Source organism: Pantoea sp. EKM10T (assembly GCF_011800685.1).
Lineage (GTDB): Bacteria > Pseudomonadota > Gammaproteobacteria > Enterobacterales > Enterobacteriaceae > Pantoea > Pantoea agglomerans.
In genome coordinates this window covers 116,601-130,135 of sequence record NZ_JAALEU010000002.1, presented here as the reverse complement: position 1 = coordinate 130,135, position 13,535 = coordinate 116,601, and the positions used below count along the sequence as shown (strand labels likewise).

The window sequence follows — 13,535 nt, the reverse complement described above, 5'->3', positions numbered from 1 at the left end:
CTCGCCCTCTCCGGTTTATTTTCGACGCCAGCTGGAGCCCTGCGGCCCATCCTCGACGATGACACCCAGCGCGTTAAGCTTGTCGCGCGCGATGTCCGCTTCCGCCCAGGCTTTGGCGGCACGCGCATCGGCACGGGCTTTCACCCAGTGCTCAATCTCGGCAACCTCTTCGTCATTGACCTGCGCGCCGCTTTGCAGGAACAGCTCAGGGTCCTGCTGCAGAATGCCCAGCACGTTGGCCATCTCGCGCAGCTTCGACGCCAGCCCGTGCGCTGAAGCGCCATCTTCACTTTTCAGGCGGTTCACTTCACGCGCCATGTCGAACAGCACCGAATAGGCTTCCGGGGTGTTGAAATCATCATCCATCGCGCTGCGGAACCGCGCTTCAAACGCTTCGCCGCCGTGGGCAGGCACGCTGCTGTCGGTGTGACGCAGTGCCGTATAGAGACGCTCCAGCGCCGCACGCGCCTGATTCAGGTTATCTTCGCCGTAGTTAAGCTGGCTGCGATAGTGACCGGACATCAGGAAGTAACGCACCGTCTCCGCATCATAATGTTGCAGCACGTCACGCACGGTGAAGAAGTTACCGAGCGATTTGGACATCTTCTCGCGATCAACCATCACCATGCCGGAGTGCATCCAGTAGTTGACGTAAGGACCGTCATGAGCGCAGCTCGACTGGGCGATTTCGTTTTCATGGTGCGGGAACATCAGATCGGAGCCGCCCCCGTGGATATCGAAATGGGTGCCCAGCTGTTTGCAGTTCATTGCCGAGCACTCGATGTGCCAGCCGGGACGACCGTTGCCCCACGGCGATGACCAGGCTGGCTCATCCGCTTTGGACATTTTCCACAGCACGAAGTCCATCGGGTTGCGCTTCACGTCGGCGACTTCAACACGCGCGCCCGCCTGCAACTGCTCCAGATCCTGACGCGACAGCGCGCCGTAATCGGTGTCGCTAAGCACATCGAACATCACGTCGCCATTGTCCGCCACATAAGCGTGACCGCGAGCGATCAGCGTCTCCACCAGTTCGATAATCTCAGCGATGTGACGGGTAGCGCGCGGCTCCTCATCGGGCGGCAGAATCCCCAGCGCGGCGAAGTCGTTGTGCATCTCGCCAATCATGCGGTTAGTCAGGGTTTCGATGCTCTCGCCGTTTTCGTTGGCGCGCCTGATGATTTTGTCATCAATGTCGGTGATGTTACGTACATAATTAAGCTGATAACCGAGGTAACGCAGGTAGCGCGCCACCACGTCAAACGCCACGAACGTCCGCCCATGACCAATGTGACAGAGGTCATACACCGTGATGCCGCAAACATACATCCCGATTTTACCGGCATGAATGGGTTTGAATTCCTCTTTCTGTCGACTCAGGGTGTTATAAATCTTAAGCATTGAACGGTTCCGTTTTCGCGTGTGGTTGGCACTTTTAAGTATCCAGACATTGTGCCGTATTTTTATCGCTCGCGCGACGCAAAGCAAGCCAACTGCGCCGCGCTGCTGACGCGTCATTGGAAATTATGATATAAGAACGGTCGACAAAAAGGGGGACGCCCATCGACAGAGCGACCTCAGCAACTGATGACAACCTTTACAGGACGACAAAAATGGTAACTTTCCAGACGAACCATGGCGATATCGTAATCAAAACTTTCGATGATAAAGCGCCGGCAACCGTACAGAACTTCCTGGATTACTGCCGTGAAGGTTTTTACGACAACACCATTTTTCACCGCGTAATCAACGGCTTTATGATTCAGGGCGGCGGCTTCGAGCCGGGCATGAAGCAGAAAGAAACTAAAGCCGAAATTCAGAACGAAGCCAGTAATGGCCTGAAAAACACCAAAGGTACGCTGGCAATGGCACGTACCTCTGCGCCGCACTCTGCGACCGCACAGTTTTTCATCAACGTAGCTGACAACGACTTCCTGAACTTCCGTGACGAAAGCGTTCAGGGCTGGGGCTACTGCGTGTTCGCTGAAGTGGTTGAAGGTATGGATGTGGTCGAGAAGATCAAAGCGGTCTCTACCGGCCGCAGCGGCATGCACCAGGATGTGCCAAAAGACGACGTCGTTATCCAGAAAGTGACCGTCAGCGAGTAATGTCGCGCACGCTGTTTATCGCAGATCTCCATCTGTGTCAGGAAGAACCGGCGATTACCGCCGGTTTTCTGCATTTTTTACAGAGCGAAGCGCCCCACTGCGACGCGCTCTATATTCTCGGCGATCTGTTTGAAGCCTGGATTGGCGACGACGATCCCAATCCGCTGCATCAGCAGGTTGCCCGCGCCCTGCGCGCCCTGCCGGTTCCGGTTTACTTTATCCATGGCAATCGCGACTTCCTGATTGGCCGACGCTTCGCGCAGGCCTGCGGCATGACGCTGCTGCCGGAAGAGCAGGTGCTGACGCTCTACGGCCATCGGTTGCTGATCATGCACGGCGATACGCTCTGTACCGACGATGCGGGTTACCTGCGTTTTCGGGCCAAAGTGCATAATCCCTGGATCCAGCGGCTGTTTCTCGCGTTGCCGTTGTGGATACGTAAACGTATTGCCGCCCGGATGCGCGCCGACAGTAAACAGGCCAACCAGCATAAATCCCAGACCATCATGGATGTGAATCAGGAAGCGGTCGTCGCCACTATGCTGCGCCAGCAGGTGCCGCTGTTAATCCACGGTCACACTCATCGCCCGGCGATTCATACGCTGAGCCTGCAGGGTGAAACGGCGCAACGCGCGGTGCTGGGTGCCTGGCACAGCCGGGGTTCCATGATCCAGCTCGACGCCAGTGGCATTCAGCTTATCCATTTCGACTTTTAATCTGCGGTTAAATCCACGACCTTAAGCCCGACGCAACCGTTTTCCTTGCGTGCTTCTCATGCTATTCTCGGTGCCCTTCAAAACCTGTCCGCCCGGCCAGGTCTGTTTGTTCATTCACAGGAGTTGACCCCATGTCATCCAACGCCCCGGCCCGCATCGCCATTGTTATGGGTTCCAGAAGTGACTGGGCCACCATGCAGTTCGCCGCTGAAATCCTCTCCAGCCTGGACGTCCCTTTTGATGTTGAAGTGGTCTCTGCGCACCGCACCCCGGATAAACTGTTCAGCTTCGCCGAAACGGCAGCCGACAAGGGTCTTCAGGTGATTATTGCTGGCGCAGGTGGCGCGGCACATCTGCCGGGTATGCTGGCGGCAAAAACGCTGGTGCCAGTGCTGGGTGTGCCGGTGCAGAGCGCAGCACTGAGCGGCGTCGATAGCCTCTATTCGATTGTGCAGATGCCGCGCGGTATTCCGGTCGGTACGCTGGCGATTGGCAAGGCGGGCGCAGCCAATGCCGCGCTGCTGGCGGCGCAGATTCTGGCGCTGCATGACAGTGCGCTGGCGTTACGCCTGACCACCTGGCGTCAGAGCCAGACCGATGAGGTGCTGAACCATCCCGATCCGCGGGTGGATGCATGAAGCCGGTTTGCGTACTGGGCAACGGCCAGTTAGGTCGTATGCTGCGTCAGGCGGGTGAACCCCTGGGCATCGCGGTTTATCCGGTGGGCTTAGACGCCGATCCTACCGCGCTCCCTATCGCCGACAGCGCGATCACCGCCGAAATCGAACGCTGGCCGGAGACGGCGCTGACGCGTGAGCTGGCCAGCCATCCGGCCTTTGTTAACCGCGATATCTTTCCGCGTCTGGCGGATCGTCTGACGCAGAAACAGCTGCTGGATCAGCTGGGACTGGCCACCGCGCCGTGGCAGTTGCTGGCAGATAAAAGCGAATGGCCAGCGGTGTTCGACTCGCTGGGCGAGTTAGCGATTGTGAAAAGCCGCACCGGCGGTTACGACGGCCGGGGTCAGTGGCGTCTGCGTGCTGATGAGACTCACACCCTGCCGGAGGCGTGCTACGGCGAATGCATCGTTGAGCAGGGCATCAACTTTTCCGGTGAAGTCTCACTGGTGGGGGCGCGCGGTCACGATGGCCAGGTGGTGTTCTATCCGCTGACGCATAACCTGCATCAGGATGGCATTCTGCGCACCAGCGTTGCGCTGCCGCAGGCGGATCAGGCACAGCAGCAGCAGGCCGAAGCGATGCTGAGTGCGATCATGCAGGAACTGAATTACGTCGGCGTAATGGCGATGGAGTGTTTCATTACGCCAGAGGGATTGCTGATCAATGAGCTGGCGCCGCGCGTCCATAACAGTGGGCACTGGACGCAGAACGGTGCGTCGATCAGCCAGTTTGAGCTGCATCTGCGCGCCATTCTTGGCCTGGCATTACCGCAGCCGGTGGTGTTTGCGCCGTCGGCGATGGTCAATCTGATTGGCACCGACGTGAATCTGAGCTGGCTGCAGCAGCCGCTGGTGCATCTGCACTGGTATGACAAAGAGGTGCGTCCGGGTCGTAAAGTGGGCCATCTGAATCTGACCGACAGCGATACAGAACGGCTCAGGGCTGCCCTTAATGCGCTGGTGCCGCAGCTACCGGAAGCGTACGCCAGCGGCATCGCCTGGGCGGTTGAAAAACTGTAATCCTCCGCACCTGAGTCTGGAAATGGCTTTACCAGGCAGCTCAGAAGCTTAATGCGATGGGAGCATACGCCTGGAGCAAAGCATCGCGCCGCCCGGCTAAAAACGCCGGGAGCGTTTTTGAACAACGCAAAGCGTTGGCCCGGCTACGGGCGCACCTCAGGGATGAGCAGCGTAATCGCCCGCGCTGAGCCTGCCATGGATGGCGTTTTTGCGGAGGGCGTATGCTCCCTGAGCCAGCACCTTACCGTCGAGCGCTACGGGTGCTAACTCACGCCGCATCAAACTTCCTGAACAACGCTTTCCCTTTGAGTAATCGGATCCCCAGCCAGCCACCGCACAGCGATAACAGCAGCGCGCCACACAACGGCAGCGCCAGCCACAGGGTCCAGTCAGGCTGCCACGGGAAGTCGAAAATCTTAGTCTGTAATCCCCACAATGCCGCTTCTGCCCCCATCGCCGCCGCCACGCCGGAGACCACGCCGAGCAGGGCAAACTCACACCACAGCGTCGTGCGCAGCAGGCGTTTACCGGCACCCAGCGTGCGATAGACCACCAGCTCCTGACGCCGCTGGCGCATACCGACCTGAATCTGCGCCAGCAGCAGCAACACGCCGCAGGCGGTCACCAGCACCACCATGATCTCCAGCGCCTGGCTGACCTGCGCCAGCACCTGACCGATCTGCCGCATTATGCTGCCGATATCCAGCAGACTTAGCGCCGGAAAAGCACGGTTAAGCTGCGCCAGCAGAACAGGATTCGCCTCCATGCGGAAGCTGGTGAGCCAGGTCTGCGGCTGGCTGTCGAGCGCGCCCGGCGGGAAGATAAAGAAGAAGTTCGGCTTCAGGCTTTCCCAGTCCACTTTACGCAAACTGGTAATGCGCGCGCTGAAGGTCTGCGTATCGCCGTCGAACGTCAGGGTATCGCCGAGCTTCAGCCCCAGCCGATCGGCCAGCTCCACTTCCATCGACACTTCACCCGCTTTGGGTGGCCAGTTGCCTGCCACCAGCGGATTATGATCCGGGCGATCGGCCAGTTCCGTCAGGTTGAGCTCACGGTTCAGGGCATTATCCAGCTTCGGATCGGCCGGTTTGCCGTTGAGTTCACTGAGCCGCACCCGCGCAATCGGGTAAAAGGTCCCGGGCGTGATCTGATGCGACTGCAGGAAATCACGCACCTGCGGCACCTGATCTGCCGTCATGTTCAGCAGGAAGAAGTTCGGGCTATCCGCCGGTAACTGCTGCTGCCAGCGATCCAGCAGATCGCCACGCATTACCAGCAGCAGCGCCAGCAGCATGAACGACAGCGAAAAGGCCGCAAGCTGGCTCAGCGTCATGCCGGGCTGGCGCAGCAGCCGGTTGATCGCCAGTCGTAACGCCAGGTTGCGCACTACCAGCCGACGCAGCAGCAGCAGGGTTCCCCAGCCGAGTAGTGCCAGCAATCCCGCCAGCACCACCACACCCGCCAGCAGCGCCCAGAGCATTTTACTGCCGCCAACCAGCAGCGCTAACAGCGTCACCACAACAGCAATCATCACCGGAATATAGATCTTCAGCGGCCAGAGGTTCGCCACCGCATCGCGCCGCAACACCCGCAGCGGCTGCGTCGCCAGCAGCAGACGATAGGGACGCAGACCCACCAGCAGCGAAATCACAAACAGCGATCCCACCGCCCAGATCCATGGCCAGACGCTGGCCGCCGGTAAGCTGGCAGGCAGCACGGGTTTCAGCATCGCCATCAGGATCGCTTCAACGCCCTGCCCCACCAGGCCACCGGCAATCGCCGCCAGCAGCAGTACCGCCAGCCACTGACCGATGATCAGCCGCTGCAACGCGCCGTGCGTCGCACCCAGGGTTTTCAGCACCGCCACCAGATCGTAGCGGCTGCGGCAATAGTGGCTCATGGCAACCGCCACGGCCGCAATCGCCAGCATCAGCGTCAGCAAGGCCGAGAGCAGCAGGAACTGCTGCGCGCGCTGCATCGAACGGCCTAATGCATCTTCCGAGTTCTCCACGCTGATCCAGCGCTGGTCCGCCTTCAGCTGCGGTTCAATCCAGCGGTCATAGCTGGCCAGCTGATCGGGATTACCGGAGAACTTATAGCGCCAGGTGATGCGGCTGCCTGGCTGAATCGCACCGGTTTTGGCGGCATCCGCCAGATTGATCAGCAGACGCGGCGCCATCTCAAACGGGTTAAAGCCGCCATCCGGCTCCTGGATCACCTCCCCGCTGATGCGCAGCTGGGTGTCACCCACTTCCAGCGTGTCGCCCACTTTCAGGTTCAGCAGCGCCATCAGGCGCGGTGCCGCCAGCGCGGTACCCGCCTGCGGCCTCAGCCCTGGCGGCTGCGTCTGCAGCGTGCCAAACATCGGGTAGCGATCATCCACCGCTTTTACTGAGGCAAGCTGCGGGGACTGATCGGCAAATGTCATGGTCATAAAGGTCAGCTGACGGCTCACCGTCAGACCGCTTTCAGCCGCTTTTGCCAGCCAGGCTTCTGGCGCTGCATCACTGCTGCGCAGCGTACGGTCGCCGGCCATAAAATCACGGCTCTGCTGATTCAGCCCTTTTTCCATGCGATCGCTGATCGACCCCAGCGCCAGCACGCAGGCCACCGCCAGCGTCAGCGCAAGCCAGACAATCAGCAGCGAGGGCGAACGCCACTCGCGCCAGAACCAGCGCCAGATCATTGCTCCTCCCACAATTTACCGTCGCGCAGCCGCAGGCGACGATCGCAGCGCGCCGCCAGTTGCTCGTCATGCGTCACCAGAATCAGCGTGGTGGCGAAGTCGCGGTTAAGGGAAAACAGCAGATCGGCAATGCGGTCACCGGTTTTACGATCGAGATTGCCGGTCGGTTCATCGGCAAACAGCAGACCAGGACGGCCACTGAAGGCGCGGGCCAGCGCCACGCGCTGCTGCTCGCCGCCTGAAAGCTGGGCGGGCAGATGATGCAGACGTTCACCCAGTCCGAGCAGCGTCAGAAGCTCTCTCGCCTGTTCACGGCTCTGACGGTCGCTGTCGCCGCGCAGCAGCGAAGGCAGCTGCACGTTCTCCTGGGCATTCAGGGTTGGCACCAGCATAAATGACTGGAATACAAAGCCGACCTGCCGGGCACGCAGGGCCGCACGCTGCTCTTCGTTCATCTGGTGCAGCGGCTGCCCCAGCAGATGGACTTCGCCGCTGCTGCCATCGTCCAGCCCGGCCAGAATTCCGAGCAGGGTTGACTTGCCGGAACCGGACTCGCCAATCAGCGCAATGGTCTCAGCTGGTTTGACAACCAACTCAACTCCGGTAAGGATGGTTAACTGATGCTCTCCCTGACCGACGGACTTAGTAAGATGATGAACTTCAACAATGTTTTCCGCTGGCATTATCCCTTCCTGTTATTGATTCTTCTGCTGGTGTCGCGTCTTGCTGCTTCAGATACGCTGATGGTACTGGGCGACAGCCTGAGTGCGGGCTATCGCATGTCTGCCACTGCGGCCTGGCCCAGCCTGCTCGATAAGCAGTGGCAGCAAAAACCTAAAGTGATCAACGCCAGTATCAGCGGTGATACGGCTGCACAGGGGCTGGCGCGCCTGCCCGCACTATTAAAACAGCATCAGCCGCAATGGGTGTTAATCGAATTGGGCGGTAACGATGGTTTGCGCGGTTTCCCGCCCGACGCTATCGCGCAGAATCTGAGTAAAGTTATCGACGATGTTAAAGCCGCCAATGCGAAGCCGCTGCTGATGCAGATTCGTCTGCCTGCCAACTATGGCCGCCGCTACACCGAAGCGTTCAGCGGCATCTATCCCGGATTAGCACAGCAGCATAACATTCCTCTGGTGCCCTTTTTCATGGAGCAGGTTTATCTGAAACCCGAGTGGATGCAGCAGGATGGCATTCATCCTAATCCTGATGCCCAGCCTTTTATCGCCCAGTTAATGGCAAAAGACCTGGCCCCCTTAGTTAAGCAGCCGTAGCGCGCCGGGATGCGCAAAAAGGGTAAAGAAATGCAAAAGCACTTTGCCGCATATAATAAATCATTTAAATCAATAATTTAATATTGGTTTTTTTGTTATTGGCGGCAAAGTGGTGACAGCGGCTTTACATGTGCCGCGCTGTGAGGATTATAAAGTGTGATGACCGCGCTTTTGTGAGGCGCAGCGGGCGTCTGTGGCGTTCTGGTGGCAGGTTAGTTCAAAACGATCTCACCATTAAATAAAACATTGAGCCAGAACTACTCAACTCAATTATTAGTAGCTGCAAAATTATTAATAGCTGCAAAATCGCAGCAGCAATTCAGGTTCAGCCACCTCTGATTTTCGCCGCTCCGTATGAAATCACATAGCCAACTATTAATGCTCCGATACACCCGGTAAGTTTCAGCCATGTGCTTTCAAACCAGAAAAAAGAACCCATAGCAAAAATCACAGACAAAAAGGTAATGGTTCCTTCAATTGCGTGGGACATTAACGCTTTTACAAATTTCATCTTGTATTCCTTTACAATTAATAGGATGTCCTTCGATGAACACAAGGTAAGGCTCTAATTGTCGTTCAACGAGGAAATAAACCATATCTAAATTCTCTTTTGATAGCCTGGCGTACGTAGCCGGATATTTGTTTTTCATCCTTCTTGACGCTCTTGCTGACTCTTCAATTATCCCCTGTAACATCACCACGTTTAGAGAGGCTGAAGCACTGAATCGGATGAAATGCCTGTATGCCTCGTCAATAGCCAACCGACGCAACATCATACTTGCTGTTGTCTGTGCCAATGTAATTTGCCCGGCTGTTCGTCCTGCAATGCTTCCAGCGCCGTACCCCAATTTATTGTTAACAGCCTCCTTTCCTTCATCATCAAGCTTTTGATAAAACCAGGTGAAAACAAGAGTAATTAGTCTGCGTAAAGGTGACTCAGCATTACCCAGGCTTTTGAGCATATAGAAAAAACGCTCCGTCTCAGCCTGATTTCTTTGTTTAGCACTTTGCCCTGCGAGTCCGCTCCCCTCCCAACTTCTGACCATACCCATGTAAGCTGTATTTGGTATGGAAGATATCCCATCGAGAATTCCCAGTGCAGCCTGTTTAATGTCCATATATCATCCCTGCGGTCCTGAATCTGTACGAATAATAACTAAAGTTCATGAGTGCTTCCAGACGATTTCTTCAGTTTACCCGCCAGCCAGAATTTCCTCCTGTGCCACGCCAGATCTGTCATTTCGCCAGATGATGCAAGCAAAACCAGTAACATCAAAATGGCAGAGACTTTATGCCCGGTCTGGGTCTGATCATTATTAAGATGTTATCGTAATCACTCATTTTTCACGGCAGACTCCTGGTAAATCAGGAGGAAGATAAAAGAGAAACGTGAAATGCTGACTCATTGCAATCAGGTATACATGCAGAAGAAATAACAGCTTAATTTAAAAAAACATGAGATTCGAAGGGGGATTAATTTGTGCAAAAAACCATTCTGATTACAGGTTGTTCGAGCGGTATTGGCCTGGTTGCCGCCCACGATTTACTGGCGCGGGGCTACCGGGTGATCGCCGCCTGCCGTAAAGCAGAGGATGTCGCCCGCATGGAAACACTGGGCTTTACCGGGCTGCAACTGGATCTCGACGATCCTCAAAGTGTGGATCAGGCCGCCGATACCGTGATCGGGCTCTGCGATAACCGTCTGACGGCGCTGTTTAACAATGCCGGATTTGGCCTCTATGGCCCGCTGCACACCCTCTCTCGCCAGCAGCTGGAACAGCAGTTTTCCAGCAACTTTTTCGGCGTCCATCAGCTGACACTGCGTCTGTTGCCCGCGTTGCAGGCCAGCGGCGATGGCCGCATTATTAATACCAGCTCGGTGCTGGGGCTGATCTCTACGCCAGGCCGGGGTGCCTATGCCGCCAGTAAATATGCGCTGGAAGCCTGGAGCGATGCATTGCGGCTTGAAGTGCGCAGCCGCGGAATCCGGGTCAGCCTGATTGAACCGGGTCCGATTCAGACCCGTTTTACCGACAATGTGACGCAGGGCGAACAGCATAACCCGGTGCGCAACCCTGGCATCGCGGCACGTTTTACCCTGCCACCGGAAGCCATTCTGCCTAAACTTCGTCATGCACTCGAGAGTAAACATCCGGGTTTACGCTATCCGGTGACACTGGTCGCACACATAATGAGCCTGCTGAAACGGTTACTCCCCGGCTGGATGCTGGATCGCATTTTGCGCAGCCATTAATCAGCCATGCGCAATAGCGCTTGAAGCCGGGCCAGTTGGCCCCATATTCTTAGAACACTTTTTGCAAAGAGACTTATCCATGTCACCACAAGCTTCGATCATCGACATCAACGAATCTAACCTGCAGCAGACCCTTGAGCAGTCGATGCAGCTGCCGGTGCTGTTCTACTTCTGGTCTGAGCGCAGCCAGCACTGTCAGGATCTGACGCCTGTGCTGGAGCGCCTTGCGCAGGAGTACGCGGGTCAGTTTATTCTCGCAAAACTGGATTGCGACAAAGAGCAAAGGGTGGCGTCGCAGTTTGGTCTGCGTTCAATCCCGACCGTCTATCTGTTTCAGGATGGTCAGCCGGTTGATGGCTTCCAAGGTCCACAGCCGGAAGAAGCGATCCGCGCCCTGCTGGAAAAAGTCCTGCCGCGCGAAGAAGAGCTGAAAGCGCAGCAGGCGATGGCGCTGATGCAGGAAGGTAAACCGCTGGAGGCGCTGCCGTTATTAAAAGATGCGTGGCAGCTGAGCAACCAGTCCAGCGAGATCGGTTTCCTGCTGGCTGACGTACTGATTACCCTGAACCGCAGCGATGAAGCGGAAGCGGTGCTGAAAGTGGTGCCATTGCAGGATCAGGATACCCGCTATCAGAGCCTGATGGCACAGATCGATCTGCTGAAACAGGCAGCGGATACGCCGGAAATTCAGCAATTGCAATCCCAGCTGGAGGCTGACCCGACTAACGCCGGGCTGGCTGCTAAACTCTCGTTACAGCTCCATCAGGTGGGTCGTAATGAAGAAGCGCTGGAACTGCTGTTCAGCTTCCTGAAATCCGACCTTAATGCCGCTGATGGCCAGGCGCGTAAAATGCTGCAGGAGATTCTGGCGGCGCTGGGTACCGGCGATGCACTTGCCGCGCGTTATCGTCGTCAGCTCTATTCCCTGCTCTACTAAGCGGCAGCACCCCGGGCCGAAGCGACTCGGCCCGTTAATCTGACAACGCGGAGGTTGTATGATAACTGTAATTCCTGCCCTGATTATTCTGGCGCTGGTGGCGGTCTGGGCCACCGTCAAGATCGTGCCACAAGGTTTTCAATGGACGGTTGAGCGCTTTGGCCGTTATACCCGCACCCTGCAGCCAGGATTAAGCCTGGTGGTGCCGTTCATGGATCGTGTGGGTCGTAAGATCAACATGATGGAACAGGTACTCGATATTCCCTCGCAGGAGATCATCTCCAAAGACAATGCCAACGTCACCATCGATGCAGTCTGCTTTATTCAGGTCGTTGACCCGGCGCGTGCCGCGTATGAAGTCAGCAATCTTGAGCAGGCGATTCTTAACCTCACCATGACCAATATGCGTACCGTGCTTGGCAGCATGGAGCTGGACGAAATGCTGTCACAGCGCGACAGCATCAACACCCGCCTGCTGCATATCGTGGATGAAGCGACCAATCCGTGGGGCGTCAAGATCACCCGCATCGAGATCCGCGATGTGCGTCCGCCGCAGGAGCTGATTGGCGCGATGAATGCGCAGATGAAAGCGGAGCGAACTAAACGCGCCGATATTCTGACAGCCGAAGGGGTGCGACAGGCGGCGATCCTGCGCGCTGAAGGGGATAAGCAGTCGCAAATCCTCAAAGCAGAAGGTGAACGGACCTCGGCGTTCCTGCAGGCAGAAGCGCGCGAACGTCAGGCGGAAGCGGAAGCTAACGCCACTAAGATGGTCTCGGAAGCGATCGCATCAGGTGATATTCAGGCCATTAACTACTTTGTGGCACAGAAATATACCGATGCGCTGCAAAAAATCGGTGAAGCTAATAACAGCAAAGTGGTGATGATGCCGCTGGAGGCGAGCAGTCTGCTGGGTTCGATTGCGGGCATCGGTGAACTGCTGAAGGAATCACGCACTGAGTCGAAACGCTGATGCTGGTCGATATTATCGCGCATCCGCACTGGTTCTGGCTGACGCTGGGTGGGTTACTGCTGGCGGCTGAGATGCTGGGCACCAGCGGTTACCTGCTCTGGAGCGGGCTGGCGGCGGTCATCGTCGGCCTCATTGAGTGGTTTGTGCCGGTAAGCTGGACGGCGCAGGGCTCTCTGTTTGCCGTGCTGACGCTGATCTGCGTCTTTTTATGGTATCGCTGGATGCGCCACCGTGAAGCGCGTCAGAAACCCAATGCCCTGAACCAGCGCGGCAGTCAGATGATCGGGTTGCAGCTGACGCTGGATACCGCGCTGCATAACCGCACCGGCCATGTGCGGATCGGGGATAGCAGCTGGCGGGTCGAGGCGGAGCAGGATCTGCCTGCGGGCACAGCAGTGGTCGTAACCGGCATTGAGGGGATTACGCTGCGTATTCAGCCACGCTGACCGCAGCATCCAGCCAGATTGTTGATAATCGGACATTCGGCGCCGTCATCGCCGGGACAGGCCTCTGCCAGCGCCAGCAGGCGAGCGCGCATGACGTGCAGCTCTTCAATATGCGCCGCAATTTCATCCGCTTTCTGCAGAGTACGGGCTTTTACATCGGCACTGTGGCGCGACGGATTGTTAAACAGCGCCACCAGCTCACGACACTCATCCAGCGTGAAGCCAACCTGTCGTGCCTGACGTAACAGGTTCAGCTCCTCAAGATGGTGTCCGTTGTAGCTGCGGTAGCCATTTTCACTGCGCAACGGCGGCGTCACCACCCTCTTCTCTTCGTAAAAACGTATCGCCTTGCTGGTCAGTCCGGTCTTTTTTGCCACATCGCTGATGTTCATTTTCGTCCCCTTGACCTTCCCCTTGATGGAAGGTTTATGCTTAAGCA

At 57.0% G+C, this 13,535-nt stretch carries 15 protein-coding genes; 9 read left to right on the top strand and 6 right to left on the bottom strand.

The window, feature by feature from the left end; translation table 11 throughout:
* Positions 1-15 precede the first annotated feature (15 nt).
* Entirely contained in the window at positions 16-1,401 is a 1,386-nt protein-coding gene (cysS, locus tag HFD95_RS04085) for a cysteine--tRNA ligase (RefSeq protein WP_010259051.1), read from the bottom strand.
* 212 nt (positions 1,402-1,613) lie between these two features.
* Here cysS and ppiB point away from each other — a divergent pair, with 212 nt between their 5' ends.
* The 4 genes from ppiB (at position 1,614) to purK (ending at position 4,523) form a co-directional block, all read left to right on the top strand.
* Positions 1,614-2,108, top strand: coding sequence for a peptidylprolyl isomerase B (gene ppiB / locus HFD95_RS04080; RefSeq protein ID WP_010259052.1), 495 nt, complete (start codon positions 1,614-1,616; stop codon positions 2,106-2,108).
* Positions 2,108-2,824 (top strand): UDP-2,3-diacylglucosamine diphosphatase, encoded by a 717-nt coding sequence (lpxH, locus tag HFD95_RS04075; RefSeq protein ID WP_045140700.1) that lies wholly within the window; start codon positions 2,108-2,110, stop codon positions 2,822-2,824. Before ppiB ends, lpxH begins: the two co-directional genes overlap by 1 nt.
* A 131-nt stretch (positions 2,825-2,955) precedes the next feature.
* Complete coding sequence (purE, locus tag HFD95_RS04070) at positions 2,956-3,462, top strand: 5-(carboxyamino)imidazole ribonucleotide mutase (protein WP_010259054.1); 507 nt, start codon at positions 2,956-2,958, stop codon at positions 3,460-3,462.
* On the top strand, positions 3,459-4,523 hold the full coding sequence (purK, locus tag HFD95_RS04065) for a 5-(carboxyamino)imidazole ribonucleotide synthase (protein WP_167429854.1): 1,065 nt from the start codon (positions 3,459-3,461) through the stop codon (positions 4,521-4,523). Before purE ends, purK begins: the two co-directional genes overlap by 4 nt.
* Before the next feature lie 268 nt (positions 4,524-4,791).
* Here purK and ybbP read toward each other — a convergent pair whose 3' ends face one another.
* Positions 4,792-7,209 carry a putative ABC transporter permease subunit YbbP gene (gene ybbP / locus HFD95_RS04060; RefSeq protein ID WP_167429853.1) on the bottom strand — a complete coding sequence of 806 codons (2,418 nt, stop codon included), beginning with the start codon at positions 7,207-7,209 and terminating at the stop codon, positions 4,792-4,794.
* Positions 7,206-7,892 (bottom strand): putative ABC transporter ATP-binding protein YbbA, encoded by a 687-nt coding sequence (ybbA, locus tag HFD95_RS04055; RefSeq protein WP_010259059.1) that lies wholly within the window; start codon positions 7,890-7,892, stop codon positions 7,206-7,208. The genes ybbP and ybbA overlap by 4 nt, the downstream gene beginning before the upstream one ends.
* On the opposite strand from ybbA, the gene tesA reads away from it, so the two are divergent.
* Positions 7,860-8,486, top strand: a complete 627-nt coding sequence (gene tesA / locus HFD95_RS04050) for a multifunctional acyl-CoA thioesterase I/protease I/lysophospholipase L1 (protein ID WP_181955251.1) — start codon at positions 7,860-7,862, stop codon at positions 8,484-8,486. The two genes, ybbA and tesA, sit on opposite strands and share 33 nt — an antisense overlap.
* Positions 8,487-8,811: 325 nt before the next feature.
* Here tesA and HFD95_RS04045 read toward each other — a convergent pair whose 3' ends face one another.
* Positions 8,812-8,997 carry a hypothetical protein gene (locus HFD95_RS04045; protein ID WP_124889756.1) on the bottom strand — a complete coding sequence of 62 codons (186 nt, stop codon included), beginning with the start codon at positions 8,995-8,997 and terminating at the stop codon, positions 8,812-8,814.
* Entirely contained in the window at positions 8,960-9,604 is a 645-nt protein-coding gene (locus HFD95_RS04040) for a hypothetical protein (protein ID WP_137241171.1), read from the bottom strand. Before HFD95_RS04040 ends, HFD95_RS04045 begins: the two co-directional genes overlap by 38 nt.
* Before the next feature lie 362 nt (positions 9,605-9,966).
* Between HFD95_RS04040 and HFD95_RS04035 the strand changes: the two genes are divergently transcribed.
* From HFD95_RS04035 to HFD95_RS04020, 4 genes are all read left to right on the top strand, one after another.
* On the top strand, positions 9,967-10,740 hold the full coding sequence (locus HFD95_RS04035) for an SDR family oxidoreductase (RefSeq protein WP_167429852.1): 774 nt from the start codon (positions 9,967-9,969) through the stop codon (positions 10,738-10,740).
* A gap of 79 nt (positions 10,741-10,819) precedes the next feature.
* Positions 10,820-11,677, top strand: coding sequence for a co-chaperone YbbN (locus tag HFD95_RS04030; RefSeq protein WP_010259064.1), 858 nt, complete (start codon positions 10,820-10,822; stop codon positions 11,675-11,677).
* A gap of 58 nt (positions 11,678-11,735) precedes the next feature.
* Positions 11,736-12,650 carry an SPFH domain-containing protein gene (locus tag HFD95_RS04025; protein WP_010259065.1) on the top strand — a complete coding sequence of 305 codons (915 nt, stop codon included), beginning with the start codon at positions 11,736-11,738 and terminating at the stop codon, positions 12,648-12,650.
* A complete protein-coding gene (locus tag HFD95_RS04020) occupies positions 12,650-13,096 on the top strand; it encodes an NfeD family protein (RefSeq protein WP_010671234.1) in 447 nt (148 codons plus the stop codon). Before HFD95_RS04025 ends, HFD95_RS04020 begins: the two co-directional genes overlap by 1 nt.
* Here HFD95_RS04020 and cueR read toward each other — a convergent pair.
* Positions 13,084-13,488 (bottom strand): Cu(I)-responsive transcriptional regulator, encoded by a 405-nt coding sequence (gene cueR, locus HFD95_RS04015; protein WP_167429851.1) that lies wholly within the window; start codon positions 13,486-13,488, stop codon positions 13,084-13,086. The genes HFD95_RS04020 and cueR overlap by 13 nt on opposite strands.
* Between the last annotated feature and the right edge of the window lie 47 nt (positions 13,489-13,535).